Raw genomic sequence first — 21,177 nt, 5'->3', positions numbered from 1 at the left:
TAATCATTTTAAATTAATTATAAATATACCTCTCTAGTCTATATATAAAATAATAAAAACCGTTTATAAAAATAAATGCACATTTAAAGAATAAATAATCCTGTATAATTCTCGAATCATACAGGATTTTATATATTTAAAATACTAGCATCTCAGGTTTCATCAGTTTAGCTTGTAACTGCTTTCCAAGCTTTCTTGCATAGGGATCATGGAAGGCCTGTAACAAGTTGATTGCTTCTTGAAGTGAAGTTAAAGGCCAGCGCTCATGTGGATGAAGTTTTATTTGTTGAAGAAGGCCAGCACCAATATACCATGCAAGCTGTGTATCTTGCTTTCTCTTTAATGTATAAATAGCCAATTGACTATACCATTCAAAGTCATTTGCTTCATAGGAGAATTGTTCGAAACAAGCGGCAATATGTGTTGTTGATTTTCCTTTTTTTACATAGCGTTCAAATTGACGAGATGTATAAATGAAATCATTTATCTCTTCCATGTACGCTGTATCTAACTTCTTTATAAATGATCTAAAGTGGCGTGCGACTTTTATGACTTCTTTCGTATGACGGTGAATGAAAACAATAGGTGGGTTACCTTTTCTATGCACTGTATAATCAAAAGCAATAAAAATATGATGACTACATGCAAATACGATATAGCGTTCATCGATGTCTAGCTGTGTGGTAATCTGTTTTGATTCAATAACTCCTTCGTGTATAGAAAGAGGCAGAAATACATCGATCTCAATCGAATCTTCACGTAATTTACGAGAAGAAAAGGTAGAATAGGCTAATGAGCCCCCGTTGTGCATCATCATCAGTTTTTTATAACTATTTGGTAATTCAATTGAGAAAAACGATTCAATAAATTCAATCGTTTGAGAAGTTACAGATTCAAAAGTTTGTTCTTCATCAAAAATATAGGCATACATAATCTAGCCTCCTTTTTATATTTTGATTGTATCGAATGATTTTGAAGTTAATATGAAAAAAATGTAAAATTTATGTTTGATTTGCGTTGTAAATGTTAATACAATAGAGTAAGGAGGTTGTTCATGAGCTTTTTAAAAATCAATACAATTGTCGGTTCATCTGTAGACCATGTTGCATCACTTACAGATAATGAAGAAACAACTTCATCTTTTTTGAATTTACTTCAAATCAAGCAACAAGATATATGGCTTTTTTCAGTAGCTGCTATGGGACTTATTGTATTAGCAATTGTAATCTTAGTCGTGATGAAGCGTACAAATAAAAATCAATAACATTCGCTTATACATAGACTACGAATGTCAATCGGGCATGAATCTTTTAAAGGTTCGTGCTTTTTTTATAAAAAGGAGATAAAAAAACGAGTACATAAAAGGAAAGGATGGATGTTTTATGTGTCACAATACGACATCATTTTATATACAGCCAAATGGAAAACCAGCATTTTTACTATGCGCAAAGTGTAATGAAAGTATGCCAATTGAAACATTGCAACTTACACCTGAATTACAACAAAAATGGCTCTTTTGGAAAAGAGATCATGAAAATTGGCTTGATTCTAAAACAGGAACCATGATACATGGAGGAGAACATCTCGAAAAACAGTATCATCAGAGAGGACAAGAATTGACAAAAGAGTTGAATCAAGCAGCGAATGGCCGCTATACATTAGAATTTAAGCAATCTTATAAATACATGGATTAATTTAGACCCTTACCAAGACTTAATTTATGTGATTTTCAGAAAAAACTATTAAATAATAAAACGAGTTTTGTTGTTTATAATAGATGGAAAGGGAATCAACATAAAGGGATGTAAGGGGAAAAGAAACATGAAAAATATGAAAAACATATGTATGATTATCATTGGTTCATCACTTGTCGGTTTTGCGTACAACTGGCTACTTATTCCACATCATATTTTAAGTAGTGGTCTAAGTGGTATCGCCATTATGCTTGGATTATTATATCCAATTGATACAGGGGTATTGAACTTAATTTTAAATTTACCATTACTCGTACTTGGTGTATGGAAATTAGGTAAACGATTTATTGGTTATACGATTCTTTCGGTGGTCGTTGTATCCGCTAGTCTATATATTATTCCACAAATGGAATTAACACATGAACCATTACTCGCTGCTTTATTCGGCGGGATTATAACAGGTGTCGGAATCGGCATTGTGTTCCGCGCATCAGGTTCATCTGGTGGTTTCGATATTTTAGCGATGTTGCTTGCGAAAAAGACAGATTTTCCAATCGGCGCTTTACTATCGGCTATGAATGCTGTGATTGTCATTGCTTCAGGCTTTATTTTCGGCTGGGACGCAGCCTTAATGACATTAGTAACGATTTATGCAACAGGTAAAGTCATCGACACAATTCATACGAACCATGTAAAATTAACATTAACGATTATTACAGCAAAAGGCGAAGAGATGAAGCAAATGTTGCTTCAAAACTTATATCGCGGCGTAACTATTTCAGATGGTGTAGGCGCATATTCGGGCGAACACCGTAAAGTTTTAATGACGGTTATTACAAAATATCAATTAGCCGAGTTAAAAGATTTAATCCAACAAACGGATCAACATGCATTTGTAAATATTACAGAAACAACAGAAGTTGTCGGGATGTTCCATAAAGGTTCTTAACTTCAAAGAAAAAATCGTGCAATTGCGCGGTTTTTTTCTTTTTCTCAAATTATGTAATGCAACTACAACGAATTCTATAGTAAAAATTGTTTTCTATTTATTTCTTATGACTTTCAGTACAATAAGAATATTCCGAATGTAGTCGAATCGTTCTACTTTTCATTTTTATCGAAAAAATTGTAAAATGAAGAAAGAAATACAAAAAAAGATTTTCGTTGTATTGTTTTTCTACTAGATAATTAGAGAGGCTTAGAATTCAATCGGAAGGAAGTATATCATGGTAGATATGAGTCAAGCTATTTTAGATTCACTAACGGATCAAGTAGCACTTATTGATCATCAAGGAACTATACTTTTTGTGAATAAAGCATGGATTCGTTTTTCAGATGAGAACTTTCAAGATGTATGCAGTAATTATATAGGACTGAATTATTTACACGTGTGTCAAGAGAACGTAAAAGCAGGTATTGTGAGCGTACTCGAAGGTAAATGTTCTATTTATACGTTTGAGTATCCATGTCATAGTCAGAAACATTTGAGGTGGTTTTTATTAAGAGTAACACCACTCGTAGTAGAGGGAGGAGAATTATGTGGTGCGGTAATCTCGCATATTAATATAACGGATCGTAAATTAGCGGAATTATCACTTACACGTAAAGAAGAACATTATCGACTCATAACAGAACATTCAACTGATTTTATTTCGCTACATACACGTGATGGGTGTTTTACATTTGCATCACCAATCTGTAAGAATATATTGGGGTATGAAATAGAAGAACTACTAGATCATTCAATTTATATTTTTTTGCATCCAGAAGACCAAGCAGAATTACAAGGGTTTTTAAAAGTAGCACAGTTTCAAACTGAGATCCAAACAATCACATACCGTATTTATCGTAAGGATGGTTCATATGTTTGGTTTGAAACAAAGTTAAAGTGTCTATTCACAACAGAATATCAACGAGATGAATTTATCTTTATTTCACGTGATATTACAGAACAAAAAAATAAGATGTTGGAACTCCAAGCTGAAACAAAAGCACTTAAACAAAAAATATATACGGATGAATTAACAGGTGTCTATAATCGTCGCTTGCTTAATTTAATTGTTGAAAAACATATACAAGAATTTCAGTTACATCACCAATCATTTTCACTTCTTATGCTAGATATCGACTATTTTAAACAGTTTAATGATACATATGGGCATGTTGCAGGTGATCGCTGTTTAAGACGTGTAGCAATGAGTATCAAAAATGATTTAGGTCATCAAGATTTTATTTTTCGAGTTGGCGGTGAGGAATTTTGTGTGTTATTACCAAATACAACAGAGCAAGAAGCAGCAGTGATTGCTAATCGCATTCGCCAAACAGTTGAAAGTCTAAATATTCCACATACCTTATCACAAGTATCACCCTATATCACAGTTAGTTTAGGTATTTATACACTCATGCAACACGAACAACAACTAACGATTGGGGCATTACTTGAACGAGCGGATCGTGCGTTATATAAAGCAAAGGAAAACGGTCGTAATCAAACAAGAATTTATTCGTAAAATAAAAGGAAAAAGGGGAATATGATATGCCTTGCAGAAGTTGTTTAGTTTTAGCGTTAGAATTTGAAATTCAATTGATGAGTAAAGAAAACCAAACAGTCATACCATCCATTCAACAGTTTTTTAAACGTCGTCAATTAGAACTAACAGTAGAAAAAAATAGTCTCTATATGAATGAGCAAGGAGCAAAAGAGTTTTTAGACTTTAGTACAGGACATATGGATTTAGCAGAGATGCAATTCCGAGTAGAAAATCAAGATTGGAAATCGATGACGGAGTTAGAAAGTATTTTAGAAACAAAATGGTTGGATGAGGTCATTCGTGAAAAACGTATAATCAGTTATTCCCAACCGATTGTTACGCGCGATAAAGAAATTTATGCATATGAGGTGTTATCACGTTTTACACGTGAAGATGGCTCGATGATTTATCCGAATGAAATCTTTTCAGCTGCACGTGCACGAGGTCGTCTTTATGCATTAGATCGTCTATGTCGTATGACAGCAGTTAGTTATTCAGCAATTCTTCAAAAGAAAACGTTTATCAACTTTATTCCAACATCTATTTATTCACCTGAATTTTGTTTAAAATCAACGATTCATCGAGCAAATCAACTAAACATTAATCCAAGTCAATTCGTTTTTGAAGTAGTTGAAACGGAGCAAGTGGACGATGTGGAACATTTGAAGAATATTTTAAATTATTATAATGAGCGTGGTTTTAAATACGCACTAGATGATGTAGGGGAAGGATTTAGTACGATGGAGATGCTTGATCAAATTCAACCACATTATATGAAACTAGACATTAAATATGTACAAGGCGTTAGCGAAAATGAAGAGAAACAACAAATCGCGCGTGCCTTTTTAGAAAAAGCCATGGAGATTGGTGCTACCCCACTCGCTGAAGGAATAGAGAGTGAAGAAGATTTTGAATGGTTAAAAGCATGTGGTTATGAATTGTTTCAAGGCTACCTATTTGGAAAACCTAGCGTAGAACCATTACGAAAAGTAAGTTAAACAGCCAAAAGGCTTCGACATGATAAATGATGTCGAAGCCTTTTGTTTAGTATTTTTATACTGCTTTAATTTCAACATCAATATTGCCAGCTGTTGCTTTTGAGTAAGGGCATACTTGATGTGTCATATGCAGTAGTTCAAGTGCTTCCTCACGTGATACGTCATCAATATGACCAACAATCTCCACTGCTAAAATAAAATCAGCAGCTGCTTTTTCAAATAGACGAACCGTTACGCTAATCGTTGATTTACCTTTAATGCCTTTTTGACGCTTCACTAAGTCAAGTGCGCTATTGAAGCAAGCGCTATAGCCTGCCGCAAATAACTGCTCTGGATTTGTTGCGTCTGCTACATTAGAACCTGGAGGCGCGATTTTCACTTGGAATGAACGGTCATCTGCTACAGATTCTCCATTACGTCCGCCTGTATTCACCATTTTTGTTGTGTAAATTTCTTTCATTATAAAACACACCTTTCAATTAAGTTTTGAACAATTTAATTGTACACAATTAAATTGCGTTTGACAAGTATAATGATTCTTTTTAAAATAGAGAAGATATGAACGGAGGATTGACCATGACGACATTAGATGATCAATTGTGTTTTCTACTCTATGTTTCTTCAAAAGAAGTCATTAAAGAATATACATCACGATTAAAAGCATACGACCTAACCTATACAGGTTACATCACATTACTTGCTATACCCCTAGATGAGTCCATCTCAATCAAAGATTTAGGAAAAAAGTTATTTTTAGATTCAGGCACATTAACGCCACTAATGAAAAAATTAGAAGCACAAGGATATGTGAGTCGTGAGCGCTCACAAGAAGACGAGCGTGTACTATGCGTGACACTTACTGCTGCAGGACTTCAATTAAGAGAGCAACTACAATGCGTATCTGAAGATGTATTTGCTGCTTCTGGTATGGATGTGACACAAGCTCAATCACTTCATACAATCTTACAACAATTTGTACATGCGCTTGAACAACGTCCGAAATAGAGGAAAAGAGGTATTTCATTACGGTGAGATATCTCTTTTTTATGAAAGTATTAAAAAATGGTTTGACATGTAAAAAGAAGCAGTGTAATATTTTAAATCGTAATCATTACTATTTGTGATGAAAAAATTTTACGGTTTTATAAAGCGTAATCATTACGTTTTAAGAAAAGGAGCTATTAAGATGAAAAAGATTCCCGTTACAGTATTAAGTGGCTATTTAGGGGCTGGCAAAACAACATTATTAAATCATGTATTACAAAATGAACAAGGTATGCGTATTGCAGTCATTGTGAATGATATGAGTGAGATTAATATCGATGCATCACTTGTATCGCATGAGAGTGGTTTATCTCGAACAGATGAAAAGTTTGTTGAGTTATCGAATGGTTGTATTTGCTGCACATTAAGAGAGGACTTGTTAATTGAGGTAGAGCGACTTGTTCAAAAAGGCAATATTGATTATATATTGATTGAATCAACAGGAATTAGCGAGCCAATACCTGTAGCACAAACTTTTACATATATTGATGAGGAATTGGGGATTGATTTAGCCAAATATTGTACATTAGATACGATGGTGACTGTTGTCGATGTCTATCGTTTTTGGACCGATTTTCAATCAGGTGAAACATTACGTGAACGTCATGAAGGAAATGATGAGCAAGATGACCGCGATGTAGCTGACTTACTGATTGATCAAATTGAGTTTTGTGATGTGCTCATTTTAAACAAAACGGACTTAATTACAGCTGAGCAATTAGAACAACTAGAGCGTGTATTACGTGTCATTCAACCCGAAGCTAAAATCATTCATAGTTCATATGGGCGCGTTGCACCAGCTGATATTTTGCATACAGAACGATTTGACTTTGAAAAAGCAGCGGCTTCGGCAGGTTGGCTACAGGAGTTGAATACGCCACATCATACACCTGAAACAGAGGAATACGGTATAGGCTCCTTCGTCTATCGACGTAAAAGACCGTTTCACCCTGTTCGTTTCCAGCAATTTGTAGAAGATATGCCGTTATCTATTGTACGTGCCAAAGGTTTTGTATGGTGTGCTAAACCGAACCATATCGCCTTACTATTTTCACAAGCAGGTGCATCTGTTCAACTATCGCCACTTAGTTATTGGATTGGTTCTTTATCTAAGGAAGAACAAGAAGCTTATTTACAAGAAGAACCTGAGCTGCGTGAAGAATGGGATGACCAATATGGAGATCGCCAAACACAACTCGTACTCATCGGTATCCAATTAGAAAAAGAGGAGATTATACAAGCGCTGGATACATGCTTATTAACTGAAGACGAAATGACAAGTGACTGGGAGAGAATCGAACAACCAGAAGGCTGGCTACAGTTAGAAGTCTAATTGGTCATAAAAAATAGAAACCACACAGCAACGTGGTTTCTATTTCTATTTATTGAATCAATTTTTGTAATGTCGCAATCAGCTTTTCTGCTTCATCTGCTTCTAATTTATTAAGGAAGTGGTGATTCATCTTCTGAATAACTTGTTCTACATCCGGTTGTAATGCTTTTGCTTTCTCTGTAGCTGTCACTAAAATCGTTCGACGGTTACTAGGGTCAACCTGTCTTTCAATTAACTGTTGCTTTTGCATTTTATCTAAAACTGTTGAGATAGAGGAAGCTTTTAAATGAAGAAAACTTCCAATTTCTTTTGGTGTTAGCTCACCATGTGTCCATAACGTATTTAAAATACCATACTGTGTCGGTGTTAATTCATAAGGTGTTAATTCGTCTGCTAGGTGTTGATGGACTTGATGTTGTGAGACACTTAATAAAAAATTTAAACATTGATGTAATTCCAATTGGAAAACCTCATTTCTTCTATGTATTCAAAATTATTGAACAAATAATTAAAATATGTTACCTTTCTATTACAAAATATTTCTATATTAGAACTATTTAAATCCAGGAAGGTGTGTGTGAAGATGGAACAATTTCAAGCGATGGTTGTACGTGAAGTAGACGGTGAAGTGAACTATGCTATTGAACACGTTACAAAAGACATGTTATCAGACGGTGAAGTACTAATTCAAGTTGCGTACTCATCCATTAATTATAAAGATAGTTTAGCTGTAAAAACAAGAGGTGGGGTCATTCGAAATTATCCGATGATTCCAGGGATTGATTTGAGCGGGATTATTGTTGAAACAACCGTACCACATCTTCAAGTAGGACAAGAAGTTCTCGTAACAGGTTACACAATGGGTATGTCACATACAGGTGGCTTTGCTGAATACGCACAAGTACCAGCTGAATGGATTGTACCATTACCACAAAATGTATCTTTACGTGATGCAATGGTAATTGGTACAGCTGGTTTTACAGCTGGACTCTCAGTAGATGCACTTGAAAAAGACGGAATGAAGGCAAAAAATCAGCCATCCATTCTCGTAACAGGTGCTTCAGGTGGCGTGGGGAGTATTGCCATTCAATTATTAAAAGCAACAGGTTATGAAAATGTCTCTGCACTTATTCGTAAAGACTATCAACGCGATGTTGTGACGTCACTTGGTGCAGATCAGGTCGTGACACTAGAAGAATTTGAGGCAACAAAAGGAAAAGTACTTGAAAAAGAGACGTATGATTATGTCATTGATACAGTAGGTGGTGAAATTGCCGCACAGTGTATTGCAAAACTACGCTACGGTGGTAGTATGACGATGTGTGGGAATGCAGGTGGTATCGGACTGACAACAACTGTCCTACCATTCATCTTACGCGGTGTTCGTTTACTTGGCATTGATTCTGTACAAATGCCACATGATGCGCGTTTACCAATTTGGCATCGTTTTTCAAATGAATGGGCAATTATGTCACAAGCACACGTAGAGGAAATTACACTACATGAAGCAAAAGAAACTTTACAAGCTCTGCAAGAAGGACGCCATCTAGGACGTACAATTATTCGTATGTAAAAATTTACAAAGCATTCATAGTAGCTTAAAGCTTCTTTTCTATACTTAGTTTAGAAAAGAAGGAGGCTACTTGTGTGAATAATCTACAATCCATTACATTAGATCACGTCACATTTTTCCCGCCCGTTGTTCAGCGTCAAGCAGAACAGCTCTTATTGAAAATGAATGCATCGGTTGAAGCTGCGATTTGGCATGAAGTATCGCTTGGCTACGCAACGATTCACGTACCAGAAATTATATATAACGAACGCCTAACACAAAAGCATATTGAGATGTGTGGGCATATTGAAAAGCAGCAATACTATTGTCTATTTAGTCGTCATTTTCAATGGAAAGTACGCGTCGATGCATTAAGACAGTTACACAAAATGGATGCACTATATGATTGGACCATTCCTTTTTTAATGTTAGGAACAGCAGACTATAGTATGGAAGTACAACAATTAAGTCGTCAATTACTATCAACGTTTGATGCGAGAGAAATCGAACGTATTAGTTATCATAATGTCTCTTTCTTACATGCTATCAAATCACTAGCACTACAAAAACCATATTAAAAAAAGGTTTGAAAGAGCAAAAAGAAGTGATATAGAGAAAAAATAATGTATTTTATGTAAAAATACGTTTTGATATGTTATACTTTTCCAAGAGGGATGTGGAAAAGGGGTTTTCTATATGAGTAATGATTCCATGTATTTAGTGATGATTGTGGTATTGGTATTATCTTTACTGGCATTAATTGCGAAGCGTAAACAAAAGGGGTTAAGTGGATTAAAATCGATGATTACACCGATTTTTAGTTATTTAATCGGGATTGTCATTTTAATTTCATTTTATACGCATACATTTGGTCCATGGACATTCTATGCAAGTGTCGTACTGTTTTTAGGTGCACTGTTCGGACTAAAGTATATGAAAGAAGCAATAGTTGAAGCTGCAGAGAAAAATACAGTATCAAAATAATAAAAAATCCGTAGCGCATGATGGGCGTTACGGGTTTTTTATGTGTGGTCATGTAGAGATGTCACAGCAAAACCTCCTTTTAAATATCTGAAAATTCAATCGTAGTAACATCTAATTCCCTATACCCTGAATAGTCCCTTTTAATAAAAGGAAAAAAAGTTGAACGAAATACGAACATGAACAGTCTAATAGAAAAGGAGGGGTGAAATGGACGTTAAACTCATTCAACAAGCAATCAAAGGAAATCAAGATGCTTGTGTTTTATTATTACAACATCATCAGGATGTACTTTATCGTATTGCCTATAGTTATTTACGAAATGAACCCGATACACTCGATGCCATACAAGAAGTGACGATTCGTTGTTTAACCCGCATACATACATTGAAAGAACCGACCTATTTTAAAACGTGGCTTATTCGAATCTTGCTCAATGTGTGTGCTGATTTAAACAGAAAAAAACAGAGAACATTGCCTGTTTTACAAGAAAAAGGCTATGAGGAAGAAGTGCATATTGATTTATATCGTGCATTAGATGAATTAGAAGTGGAGCAGCGTGAACTGATTTATTTAAAATATTTCGAGGACTATCAAAACAAACAAATTGCAGAACAACTGCAATTACCAGAAGGTACAGTTAAATCGAGGTTACATACAATTTTAAAAAAGATGCGCAAGCGATTAGGAGGTGTCTAGAAATTGAAAAAACGATATGTCTTTAAAAAATTAGATGAGATTGCTGTCCCAAAGGACCAAGTGAATAAACAGATTGAACAAGGAAAAAAACAATATCAAAAACAGCAAAAACGAAGAAAGCGAATGAAGTGGAGTGGCGGCGTAGCCGTTGTAGTCCTCCTTTTTCTAGCCCTCATTCGTTTTAATCCCAGTGTGGCAGATGCACTATCGAAAATCCCTGTATTCGCAGGTTTTGTTGAATTGATTAAACACGATGAAAGCTTGCGCACAGCACTCGAACATGAATATGTCGAAAAGATTGATTATACCATCACTAAAAAAGATGTAAAGATGACGATTCAGCAAATTAGTTTTGATGGTGCGAAAATGGTCATTAGCTATCGACTGACAAACCCTAACAAACATCTCATTAATCAGTGGGTCGATACTGCAATTGACGAAGAAGAATATACAAGTGAATCTTCTATGTCACCAACAGTAGAAAAACCATCTCCTGTCAAAAGGTTAGATGGTGTCATTCAACTATACGGTGCAGAATTGAAACGAGATTTTACACTTGATTTAACAGTGGAGATTGACGGAAAAGACGAAAAGTTCCGTTTCCCTATTCATCTAACAAAAAAGCTATTGGAGCCGAAAATACTCGCAAAACAACAAATGATTGAACTGGATGGACAGAAGATGGAGTTGCTTCAAGTGAGTCGTTATCCACTCACAACACTCGTAACTATAAGAGCAGCTGCTTCCAATACGAAAAACATTCTAATGATTGAAGAAATGATGCTATATGACGGGAAGAAAAAAGTCGCAACATTACATAAAGGATTGCGTTCGACGGGCAGTTTACAAGATAAAGAAGGCAGCACGTACTATTTACAAGGCGATTACTTCAAATCGTTGAAAGAACCGCGACTGGTCCTTTCATCTATTCAAGCACTTGAAAAGGGCGAAGAAAAACTCATCGTGAATTTAAAGAAAAAACAAGTTATTAAAAAGCCGAATAATACACTTGTCACGTATGAATTAAAAGAAGACGAGTTACGCATTATCCCAAAAAACGAGCAACATACACCGCAAATTCAGTTATATGATGCAAATGGAAAAGAAGTAGATGATACTTCTTACCGAGAAAATGGGGTGAATATTATTCCTGTGAATCCAAAAAAATATAAGCAACCACTAACAGGAGATTTTGTCATGTACCCTGCTTATTTAAAAGGAGAAGTACAAGTACCGCTAAAAGAATAATTCATTTATGCAAATAAAAGAAGTCATCGCTTTATTGTGATGACTTCTTTTTGTTTAGGTTGCACGATGTAAAGAAACTCCTGCATCTACATATGTTTCATAAGTAGTGTCTTCTAATTGCTCGTCTGTAATAATCGTATCAAAAGCTCTAAGCGGTGCGATATGAACGAATACATCACGCTCAAATTTGGAATGATCAACCATTAAATACGTGTGCGTCGCAATCTCAATCATCTTTTTACGTGTAGTCGCTTCTTCTAAACTATAATCGGAAACACCTTTTTCTAGTGAGACGCCACTCGCACAGATGAACGCTTTATGAATCGTTAATTGATCAAAGTTAAATAGAAAATCATAGGTCGTAATGGACTGTTCAGATCGTCTTAACTTACCACCAATTAAAAGCACCTCAATTTCTGTATGCATGAGTGCCATAACAATCGGCAGTGAATTCGTGACAACCGTCAGTCGCTGAACATCTTGTAATAGATGTGCTAATTGTAGTGTTGTCGAACCACTATCTAAATAGATGCAATCACCTTCTTGAATGAGACTACGACAATAGGTCGCAATTTGCTTTTTCTCTGGTAGTGCATGATGGAGGCGCTGCTCAATCAATGACTCACCAAGTGGTTCTTCTTTTAATTTAATCCCACCATATACTTTTTCGATAGCACCTTCTTCTACTAATACCGCAATATCTCGACGTAATGTCTCCATTGAAACACCAAGACGCTCCGCAAGAATCGGTAACTTCATCATCTTCTCTTGTTGTAGCATATCTAAAATCGTTGCCCGTCTTTTCATTGGGAACATGGTCAACTTCACCTCATTTCTATCTTTATTATAAACAATATAGTCAACACTTTGTAATTAGTTATTCAACATTTACTCAACATTTACAAAAATCTTCTTTTTCATTTACATTTACTCCCTATAATAAAAGTAAGAAACGGGAGGTGGACGATTTGCTACAGTTACAACATGTCAGCAAACGCTATAAAAATCAAACGGTACTGGAAGAAATTAATGTAACAATTCAAAAAGGGGAGATCGTTTCCTTATTAGGACCTAGTGGAAGCGGCAAAACCACCATTTTAAATATGATTCTTGGATTAACAGATGTATCTTCAGGTCAAATCTTTTTTGACGGGGAAGATGTAACACATACACCGATGAAAAAACGCGGCTTTAATATTGTATTCCAAGACTATGCACTTTTTCCGCATTTGAATGCCTATGACAATATCGTCTACGGATTGAAAAATAAAAAAGACAAAATTTCAAAAGAAGAAATTCAACGCTATATCGAGTTTTTAGACTTAACACCACATTTAAAAAAGAAAGTCCATGAATTATCAGGTGGTCAAAAACAACGTGTGTCCATCGCGCGCACACTCATCATGCAGCCGAAAATTCTCTTAATGGATGAGCCACTTAGTGCGCTTGACGGTGTTATGAAAGAGTCGATTAAAGAACGCATTCAACAAATCGCAAAAGAATTCAATTTAACGACAATCATTGTCACACATGATCCAGAAGAAGCACTGACGATGTCGGACCAAGTCATTATTGTCAATGACGGCAAGATTGCACAGTACGGGACACCAGAAGATATTATTCAACGCCCAAGTAACCCTTTTGTGAAAGACTTCATTTTGAAGCAGCTACATGTAAAACGCCAAAATATTTATCGCTTATTCGGTGAAGCCTATGTTTAATACGACGAAGTGGTTGAATGTTACGTCGATTCCGCTCATTGCTTTTTTCTTCGTCTTTCTCTGTCTACCTGTTGGCTTCATCGGTTTTCAATCGTTGCAAACAGATGCAGGTTTCTCGATTTCGGGTTATGTAGAAGCACTGCAAAATACAGCACTCATGACCGCACTATGGAACAGTACAAAAGTTTCGACACTCGTTGCGCTGAGTACGACGATTTTAGCTTTCATTCTTAGTTATACCGTAGCGATGACGCGGATTCAAGGTTCCATGAAGCAGTTCATTCAGTATAGCGTGATTTTCCCGATGTTTTTACCAACAATCACATATGGTTTTGTACTCATCTATGCATTCGGTAATCAAGGAATTTTCTCGAAGTTATTCGGTGGTGAGCCACTGTTTACGATTTATGGATTTAACGGTCTACTTCTTGGCGGCATCTTATATACGTTACCACCCGCCTTTATTATTATGCAAAATGGTTTTCAGTATGTGGACCGAAAATATTTACTCGTTGCAGACCTTATGGGTGACCGTCCAATGCGAAAAGCCTATCATACGATTTTGCGTCCGATGTCGGGTTCCATTGCAGGTGCTTTCGTTTTAAGTTTTATTTTAAGTTTTACGGACTTTGGAATTCCTGCTTCAATTGGCGGTTCATATGAAGTGATTGCGACGACACTCTATCAAACGATGCTCGGAGCGATTCCAAACTTCCAACAAGGTGCGATTGTTTCGGTCTTTATGTTACTACCAGCAGTGTTCGGTGTGCTCTTATTACAAGCAGTCGATAAACTGAATTTTCATCAGACGAATCCTTCTGGAACGGAACTTGCACCGCATCGCATGCGCGATACAACATTTGGCATGATGGCACTAAGCATCTCAATCATCATTCTTGCGATTTTCATCGTGATGTTTATTGTGCCTTTTTCAAAAGCCTATCCTTTTGATCTAACATTTACACTTGATTTCGTTCGTCAGTTTTTATCGATGAGTGAATTAATCCAAGTATATGGTAACTCAGTATTCGTCGCACTCTGTACAGCAGCAATTGGTGTCATCTTTACTTTTGTGACAGCCTTAGTACGAGCGAGAACCGATTTAAAAGGGCGGAAGTCATTCGATTTCTTTGCGATGATGACAAATACCGTACCTGGCATGGTACTCGGTCTAGGTTATTTACTTCTATTTAATGATAGCACGTTAAAAGGGACATTTTTGATTATCATTCTTTGCAACTTTGTCCATTTTTATACAACACCTTATTTAATGGCGAAAAATGCACTACAACGCATGGATGCCAATTGGGAGGTGATTGCGTCCCTTTTACAAGATTCTTGGCTCAAAACGGTATTCCGTATTATTTTACCCAATATGAAATCAACGATCATTGAAATGTTTAGTTACTTCTTTATTCAAGCGATGGTAACGGTGAGTGGTGTCATCTTCCTTGTCTCTACAGAAACACTCATTGTATCTGCAAAAATTAAAGAATTACAGCATTTTAATCAGTTCAACGAAATTTTCTTATTATCTATTTTTATTTTCTTAACGAATATTATCGTAAAAATTGCGTGTGAATGGTACTTAAAAAAGAAAAGAAGGTGCAATGATGAAAAAGATGAAATGGTTTTTAGTCGTATGTATGCTCGTAGTATTCATGGTGGGATGTAGTGGGAAGGCAGCACAATCAGATCAAGTGATTGTCTATTCGAATGCAGATGAAGAAGCAATTGCAGAGATGAAAAAAGCATTGGATACGAATGGTCTAAAAGGACAATACATCATTCAAGCCATCGGTACATCGGAACTTGGTGGCAAGATGATTGCAGAAGGTAACAAGATGGAAGCAGATGTTGTGACAATGGCTTCGTACTTTATTGATACAGCACAACAAAAGCATGATTTATTCGTACCAATTGAAGCAAAGCAAGAAACACTAATTGAAAAACCAGCATATGCGAATCCAATCTTAGGGAATATGGGCGCAATCTTCGTTAATACAGAATTATTAAAGTCGAAAAACTTACCAATGCCAACATCGATTAAAGACTTAACAAAACCGATGTATAAAAATCTTGTAGCCATTCCAAATATCATGGATTCTTCAACAGGTTGGTTACTTGTACAAGCAATTTTAGGTGCATATGGTGAAAAAGAAGGACAACAAGTGTTAAAAGATTTAATTACGAATGTAGGTCCACATCTTGAGAGTTCAGGCTCAGGTCCCATTAAGAAAGTGTTAACAGGTGAAGTGGCTGTAGGATTTGGTTTACGTGCTCAAGCTGTAAAAGCAAAGGCAGAAGGAAAACCAATTCAATATATTGATCCAACAGAAGGTAACTACGCATTAACAGAATCAGTAGCAGTTGTCCGTAAAGGTGGTGAGAAAGAGAAGAAAGCCGAAAAGGTAGCGAATGTTATTACAGAACATGCACGTGCAGGACTTTTAACATTATATCCTGTGGCGTTATATAAAGGCGAAACAGTGGATGCGACACATGAAGCGAAATATGCAAAACAGTGGGATGCACCATTAACAGTGGAACTACTTGAACAACATCAACAATTCTTTAAAAATGCACAATAACGGAGGAATCGAATAACGATGAAATTACTAACACCAGGTCCATTAACAACGACACGTACAGTACGTGAACAAATGCTAGAAGACCGCTGCACATGGGATACAGACTATAAAGAAACAACGCAGTGGATTCGTAAAGAATTACTTGCACTTGCGCATGCATCTGAAGAAAACTATACAGCGATTTTAATGCAAGGAAGTGGAAGTTTTGTTGTTGAGTCAGTTTTAACATCAACAATTCGTCCAGAAGATCGACTACTAATTATAACGAATGGCGCATACGGTGAACGCATTGTTCAAATGGCAAAAACGATTGGTTTACAATACGCTGTCTATGCAGTTCCTTACGATGAACAGCCACAAATTGCGCTATTAGAGGATTATTTAATGAAAGGAAGTTATACGCATGTAGCAGTCGTACACTGTGAAACGACGACAGGTATTCTAAATCCTGTTGAAGCGATTGGAGAAGTTGTACATCAATACGGTGCGACATTCATTGTAGATGCGATGAGTAGTTTCGGAGGTGTTCCGTTACACATACAAGAAGCACAGATTGATTACTTAATTAGTAGTGCCAACAAGTGTATTCAAGGTGTGCCAGGGTTTGGCTTTGTCCTAGCGAAAAAAGAACATTTTTTAACGACAAAAGGTATTTCACGTAGTGTATCGCTAGATTTATATGATCAATGGGCAACGATGGATGTTGACGGGAAGTGGCGCTTTACTTCGCCAACACATGTTGTCGCAGCGTTTGCACAAGCGATTCACGAATTACATGAAGAAGGTGGCGTGACAGCACGTTACGAACGTTACCGCTTAAATAATCAGATGATTCGTACTCAGCTACAAGAAGTGGGCATTCATGCATATATTGATGAAGCCATTCAATCACCGATTATTACAACATATCTTTTCCCGAATGAAGCATTCTCTTTTGAAGATTTTTACGAGGCGATGAAGGAAGCTGGATTTATCTTATATCCAGGTAAACTAACGGAAGTAGATACATTCCGAATTGGCAATATTGGCGATGTACACGCACAGGATTTCCGCGTGCTATGTGAAGCAATTAAAACATATATGGGGGTACAAGTAGGATGAATAAACAAATAGAAGCTGTTATTTTTGACTGGGCTGGCACAACGGTTGATTTCGGGTGCTTTGCGCCTGTACAAGTATTCGTGCAAATCTTTGAACAAGCAGGTGTACCTGTAACGATTGAAGAAGCACGTAAACCGATGGGGATGTTGAAGATTGACCATATTCGTACCATGTTAGAAATGCCAAGAATCTCGGCAGCTTTCGAAGAAGTACATGGTCGTCCTTTTACAGAAGAAGACGTTCAAACACTTTACGGACAGTTTGAAGAAGCATTAATGAAAACACTCGCAAAATATACAGATCCCATCGCAGGTGTATGCGAAACTGTTCAGACTTTACGTGAACAAGGAATCAAAATTGGTTCTACCACAGGTTACACACGCGAGATGATGGAAGTCGTGACACGTGAAGCGAAGAAAAAAGGCTATGCACCAGACTTTCTCGCTACAGCAGACGACACGAACCAATTCGGACGACCTTATCCATATATGCTGTTTCGAAATATAGAAGCACTTCAAATTCAATCAACAAAATCTGTTGTAAAAGTAGGCGATACAACTTCTGATATGCAAGAAGCGAAAAATGCAGGTGTTCTTGCGATTGGTGTTATTGTCGGCAGTTCGGAAATGGGTTATACAGAAGCAGAATACGCTGCTTTACCAGAAGATGAAAAACGCAAATTAATTGAAGCAACACGCAAAAAGTTTGAAGCGAGTGGCGCAGATTATACAATTGAAACGATGCCAGACTTATTACCTTTACTAGAGCAGATTACACAACCTGTAATGATGTAAACAAAAAAACAACCGCGCTTTGCTCGGTTGTTTTTTGTTGATAATTTCCATTTTTCTGATTATTTAAAGTATAATGATAGTAAAAATATTATCTGAAGGAGTATTTGAATTGTCATATGTAAAAATGTTTTTTGTTTATGTAATGGTTTCAGTTATTTTATCTTATTTCGTCTTTAATAATCCGCTTGTATATTCTATTATCTATTCGTTTTTAGGATTTGTTATCTTCATAATCATCTTCATGATATTCCAAAAAATGAATAAAAGAGTGATTAAATAAAAATCGATGTATCTCGCGGAATTAGTGCGTAATATAAGATGTATAGGATATTTTATTGACTGCATGTGCAGCTGTAATAAAATCATTTGAAAGATACTATGGGCTAGCCTATGCGGCTTGTAGTATCTTTTTTGTTTGCGTAATAAAATCATGCTATTAACATGTAGGATTATGTGATAATGTAAAAAAGGTTATTCTGATAAAAAAATGATTTTTTTAATGTAGAATCACGTTATTTCATGAATTAAAGGCGAATTTTGAAGAAATAGAAAATACACTGGCTTTTAATGAGTTAAAAGAAAAAGTAGCGAATGATATATCGAACTTTGGTTTGTCAGGACTGATTTTATCCTTTTTTAAAGATATGAATCATTTAAAAAAAATACTACCATCTTTTCTCCAATATACACATTATGATTTTGATCTATAAGACATTAAACAGTGTATAGAGCTCACAACAACTATAAAATAATAAAATCTAGTAGGCGCGCAAATGAAACCAGAAGTATTCATACAAAATGGAAAGGATTTAATACGAAAGAGCTGCGATTACAAAGAGAAGGAGGAGAAAGGGATGATAGAAGGAAAATACATTCAAATTATAGCGAATCATCAAAAGTTTGATGAACGATATGGTCAGTTCAGTAAATTAGAAGATAAGGGAATGGAAGAGCTAACGCTTTTTTTGAAAAACCTATAATTGAATTAGAACATGCACAGAAGTTTTTAGTTTCTCTGCTAGACTTCCCAATCTATATGCATTTAGAAGTATTTGACTTTGATTTAGAAAGCCTAGAAAGCTTATTTATTTCTCATGATGGTAAATATGCGATTCAAAAATTGAAAAGTGACACATATCATTTTGAGGCTAAGATAGAGTGTCTAGAACTTTTCCTAGAAATGCTAGAATATATGACTGCTTATGCTGGCTATGGACGATTGAACTTTTATACAAACTGTAATACATGTTTTAATAGTGAAATTATAAATAAAAAGATTCAATTCAATTTACTAGACTCTAGTAAATTTGTGTTAGTTATGATCAAATATGATGGGAATGTGTTGCGCATAGTAAGCGGAAAAAGTAAATTGGAAGAAATTAAAAAACAACTCAAACAGCTACATAATGATGAATAGTCTATACGTTACTAGCTCAACATAACATTTAAGAGTTACAAATTAAGTGGAAGGTGATGATGAGATGAATTATTATTTGAATGATTACTTAACTGGAATAAATGAAGAGTATTTTATAAAAAATAATTTTAATATTGAGTTAGAACAATTTTGCTGCGAGCCTAATTTTGAAGGACTTTACAATCCAACAATATTAGAAACAAGTGCATCTTTTTTGACGAAGCTAGAATTATTTCCTATCTACATTCATGAAATAACTTTTGGGTTACGAGCCAATCTTTCAAATGCTATAAAAGATACAAAAGAAATAAATACTAATTTTTTTTATACAATTAAAAAAATTCAAGATTCTAGGCAATTGAAAGAAATTTATTCTAAATTGGCTTTAGATGCTTATAATGGAGAAACTATTGTTATAACTTCTGAAAAGATATTAAATTTAGTTGAACCAAAAGAAAATAATGATCTGTTTAAATATGAATTAACTTTTGTTTTAACAAATCGGAAAACTTACTTTTTAATTATACAATTAGATGGTCAGTGCTGGGATTTTATTTCAAATTTTAAAAACCACCCATTCCAAGAATTTCACATTGAAGTTTAAGAAGGAAAGAGAGCATAAGGTGAATAGTGAAGTAATTTATACGTTTTTATTTTTAATAGCGAGCCCTATTTTTTTAATATTGTATTTGGAAAGTAAAAGAAGATTCTATTTATTTCTTAGTATTGGTTCAATCGCTGTATATCCAATATATGTGATTTATTTAATGAACAAACAAGAAATAGCATTTATTTTTTTACTTCATCATATGATTGTTTTCTTAGCAATGATTACACCATATTTCTATAGGAGAGAAACTGAGAACGAAAAAGATAAAAGAAATAAATATTTGAATAGAATTGTACTTATTCTTTGCCTTCTAATTATATTTACAATACCTAAAAGCTAATTAAAAAAGAGAGAAATAAAAATGATGCATGAGTTTATACATATGGATGTAGACGGTCGTTTACGAAAGAGAACTATTGTAAAAGATGTCGGTTCTATGGTTGCACATGTAGGGAGAATGGAATAAAGAACACTTTAGATTTTAAGGAGAAAAAATTCATTATATTTAGTCTACAAAATATAATGAATTTTCTCTAGATTTATTGATGAAATACATATTAGGATTTCTGCTGATGTTCTTTATTTTACTAGAACAAGCAACTACTAATTCAAAAAGAAAAATCGTCTATAGAATATCTTGGTTTACTGCTTTATTCTTAATGATGCTGTTTCGTCCTCTATAGACACACACAACTATGAATATATTAGATTTTAAGAAAGGTGTATATATGAATTTATTAGAAATGATCACGTGTTTCATTTTTTTAATAGTAGCTAATATTTTTATTGTATTAAAAGTAATTAAAAAAAACGCTATTTATTTAATTTTAAATTTGTTAGTAATCTGTTGTTATATTGTTTAT

At 35.1% G+C, this 21,177-nt stretch carries 24 protein-coding genes; 20 read left to right on the top strand and 4 right to left on the bottom strand.

Features of this window, described 5'->3' with window-relative positions; genetic code table 11:
• Nucleotides 1–136: 136 nt before the first annotated feature.
• Entirely contained in the window at nucleotides 137–931 is a 795-nt protein-coding gene (locus ASO14_RS07565) for an SMI1/KNR4 family protein (protein ID WP_068453510.1), read from the bottom strand.
• A gap of 123 nt (nucleotides 932–1,054) precedes the next feature.
• Here ASO14_RS07565 and ASO14_RS07560 point away from each other — a divergent pair, with 123 nt between their 5' ends.
• The 5 genes from ASO14_RS07560 (at nucleotide 1,055) to ASO14_RS07540 (ending at nucleotide 5,223) form a co-directional block, all read left to right on the top strand.
• Nucleotides 1,055–1,264 carry a hypothetical protein gene (locus ASO14_RS07560; RefSeq protein WP_068453508.1) on the top strand — a complete coding sequence of 70 codons (210 nt, stop codon included), beginning with the start codon at nucleotides 1,055–1,057 and terminating at the stop codon, nucleotides 1,262–1,264.
• A 118-nt stretch (nucleotides 1,265–1,382) separates the two neighbouring features.
• Nucleotides 1,383–1,694 carry a hypothetical protein gene (locus ASO14_RS07555; RefSeq protein WP_068453505.1) on the top strand — a complete coding sequence of 104 codons (312 nt, stop codon included), beginning with the start codon at nucleotides 1,383–1,385 and terminating at the stop codon, nucleotides 1,692–1,694.
• A 136-nt stretch (nucleotides 1,695–1,830) separates the two neighbouring features.
• On the top strand, nucleotides 1,831–2,643 hold the full coding sequence (locus ASO14_RS07550; protein WP_068457380.1) for a YitT family protein: 813 nt from the start codon (nucleotides 1,831–1,833) through the stop codon (nucleotides 2,641–2,643).
• Nucleotides 2,644–2,920: 277 nt separating this feature from the next.
• The gene (locus ASO14_RS07545; protein WP_068453503.1) at nucleotides 2,921–4,204 is read left to right on the top strand and encodes a sensor domain-containing diguanylate cyclase; all 1,284 of its coding nucleotides are present in this window, start codon (nucleotides 2,921–2,923) and stop codon (nucleotides 4,202–4,204) included.
• A gap of 26 nt (nucleotides 4,205–4,230) precedes the next feature.
• A complete protein-coding gene (locus ASO14_RS07540) occupies nucleotides 4,231–5,223 on the top strand; it encodes an EAL domain-containing protein (protein WP_068453501.1) in 993 nt (330 codons plus the stop codon).
• Nucleotides 5,224–5,278: 55 nt separating this feature from the next.
• Here the strand turns inward: ASO14_RS07540 and ASO14_RS07535 are convergent, their stop codons facing one another.
• Nucleotides 5,279–5,683 carry an organic hydroperoxide resistance protein gene (locus ASO14_RS07535; RefSeq protein ID WP_068453500.1) on the bottom strand — a complete coding sequence of 135 codons (405 nt, stop codon included), beginning with the start codon at nucleotides 5,681–5,683 and terminating at the stop codon, nucleotides 5,279–5,281.
• A gap of 116 nt (nucleotides 5,684–5,799) precedes the next feature.
• Between ASO14_RS07535 and ASO14_RS07530 the strand changes: the two genes are divergently transcribed.
• Both ASO14_RS07530 and ASO14_RS07525 read left to right on the top strand, forming a co-directional pair.
• On the top strand, nucleotides 5,800–6,228 hold the full coding sequence (locus ASO14_RS07530) for a MarR family winged helix-turn-helix transcriptional regulator (protein ID WP_068453498.1): 429 nt from the start codon (nucleotides 5,800–5,802) through the stop codon (nucleotides 6,226–6,228).
• Nucleotides 6,229–6,409: 181 nt separating this feature from the next.
• Nucleotides 6,410–7,600, top strand: coding sequence for a GTP-binding protein (locus tag ASO14_RS07525; RefSeq protein ID WP_068453496.1), 1,191 nt, complete (start codon nucleotides 6,410–6,412; stop codon nucleotides 7,598–7,600).
• Nucleotides 7,601–7,649: 49 nt separating this feature from the next.
• On the opposite strand, the gene ASO14_RS07520 is transcribed toward ASO14_RS07525, so the two are convergent.
• Entirely contained in the window at nucleotides 7,650–8,060 is a 411-nt protein-coding gene (locus ASO14_RS07520) for a MarR family winged helix-turn-helix transcriptional regulator (RefSeq protein ID WP_068453494.1), read from the bottom strand.
• A gap of 123 nt (nucleotides 8,061–8,183) precedes the next feature.
• On the opposite strand from ASO14_RS07520, the gene ASO14_RS07515 reads away from it, so the two are divergent.
• The 5 genes from ASO14_RS07515 to ASO14_RS07495 all read left to right on the top strand — a co-directional run bounded on the left by ASO14_RS07515 (nucleotide 8,184) and on the right by ASO14_RS07495 (nucleotide 12,080).
• On the top strand, nucleotides 8,184–9,173 hold the full coding sequence (locus tag ASO14_RS07515; RefSeq protein WP_068453492.1) for a YhdH/YhfP family quinone oxidoreductase: 990 nt from the start codon (nucleotides 8,184–8,186) through the stop codon (nucleotides 9,171–9,173).
• A 74-nt stretch (nucleotides 9,174–9,247) separates the two neighbouring features.
• Nucleotides 9,248–9,730: a hypothetical protein gene (locus ASO14_RS07510; protein ID WP_068453490.1), complete on the top strand. Its 483-nt coding sequence runs from the start codon at nucleotides 9,248–9,250 to the stop codon at nucleotides 9,728–9,730.
• A gap of 118 nt (nucleotides 9,731–9,848) precedes the next feature.
• Nucleotides 9,849–10,136, top strand: a complete 288-nt coding sequence (locus tag ASO14_RS07505) for a hypothetical protein (protein WP_068453488.1) — start codon at nucleotides 9,849–9,851, stop codon at nucleotides 10,134–10,136.
• Nucleotides 10,137–10,343: 207 nt separating this feature from the next.
• Entirely contained in the window at nucleotides 10,344–10,832 is a 489-nt protein-coding gene (locus ASO14_RS07500; protein WP_068453486.1) for a sigma-70 family RNA polymerase sigma factor, read from the top strand.
• Nucleotides 10,833–10,835: 3 nt separating this feature from the next.
• Nucleotides 10,836–12,080: a DUF4179 domain-containing protein gene (locus tag ASO14_RS07495; RefSeq protein WP_068453484.1), complete on the top strand. Its 1,245-nt coding sequence runs from the start codon at nucleotides 10,836–10,838 to the stop codon at nucleotides 12,078–12,080.
• A gap of 54 nt (nucleotides 12,081–12,134) precedes the next feature.
• Here ASO14_RS07495 and ASO14_RS07490 read toward each other — a convergent pair whose 3' ends face one another.
• Nucleotides 12,135–12,896 (bottom strand): DeoR/GlpR family DNA-binding transcription regulator, encoded by a 762-nt coding sequence (locus ASO14_RS07490; protein ID WP_082701420.1) that lies wholly within the window; start codon nucleotides 12,894–12,896, stop codon nucleotides 12,135–12,137.
• A gap of 152 nt (nucleotides 12,897–13,048) precedes the next feature.
• Here ASO14_RS07490 and ASO14_RS07485 point away from each other — a divergent pair, with 152 nt between their 5' ends.
• The 8 genes from ASO14_RS07485 (at nucleotide 13,049) to ASO14_RS07455 (ending at nucleotide 20,308) form a co-directional block, all read left to right on the top strand.
• Entirely contained in the window at nucleotides 13,049–13,801 is a 753-nt protein-coding gene (locus ASO14_RS07485) for an ABC transporter ATP-binding protein (RefSeq protein WP_068453482.1), read from the top strand.
• Nucleotides 13,794–15,476 (top strand): ABC transporter permease subunit, encoded by a 1,683-nt coding sequence (locus tag ASO14_RS07480; RefSeq protein ID WP_082701419.1) that lies wholly within the window; start codon nucleotides 13,794–13,796, stop codon nucleotides 15,474–15,476. The genes ASO14_RS07485 and ASO14_RS07480 overlap by 8 nt, the downstream gene beginning before the upstream one ends.
• Entirely contained in the window at nucleotides 15,415–16,392 is a 978-nt protein-coding gene (locus ASO14_RS07475) for an extracellular solute-binding protein (RefSeq protein ID WP_068453481.1), read from the top strand. Before ASO14_RS07480 ends, ASO14_RS07475 begins: the two co-directional genes overlap by 62 nt.
• A gap of 18 nt (nucleotides 16,393–16,410) precedes the next feature.
• Entirely contained in the window at nucleotides 16,411–17,493 is a 1,083-nt protein-coding gene (locus tag ASO14_RS07470; protein WP_068453478.1) for a 2-aminoethylphosphonate--pyruvate transaminase, read from the top strand.
• Entirely contained in the window at nucleotides 17,490–18,287 is a 798-nt protein-coding gene (phnX, locus tag ASO14_RS07465; protein ID WP_068453476.1) for a phosphonoacetaldehyde hydrolase, read from the top strand. The genes ASO14_RS07470 and phnX overlap by 4 nt, the downstream gene beginning before the upstream one ends.
• Nucleotides 18,288–19,060: 773 nt before the next feature.
• The gene (locus ASO14_RS15035; RefSeq protein ID WP_156422354.1) at nucleotides 19,061–19,267 is read left to right on the top strand and encodes a hypothetical protein; all 207 of its coding nucleotides are present in this window, start codon (nucleotides 19,061–19,063) and stop codon (nucleotides 19,265–19,267) included.
• Between the two features lie 56 nt (nucleotides 19,268–19,323).
• Entirely contained in the window at nucleotides 19,324–19,704 is a 381-nt protein-coding gene (locus tag ASO14_RS07460; protein ID WP_068453474.1) for a hypothetical protein, read from the top strand.
• A gap of 46 nt (nucleotides 19,705–19,750) precedes the next feature.
• Nucleotides 19,751–20,308: a hypothetical protein gene (locus ASO14_RS07455; RefSeq protein ID WP_068453472.1), complete on the top strand. Its 558-nt coding sequence runs from the start codon at nucleotides 19,751–19,753 to the stop codon at nucleotides 20,306–20,308.
• The last annotated feature ends 869 nt before the right edge of the window (nucleotides 20,309–21,177 follow it).

It is taken from the genome of Kurthia sp. 11kri321 (genome assembly GCF_001534765.1).
GTDB lineage: Bacteria > Bacillota > Bacilli > Bacillales_A > Planococcaceae > Kurthia > Kurthia gibsonii.
This window is presented reverse-complemented; position numbering and strand designations above follow the sequence as displayed.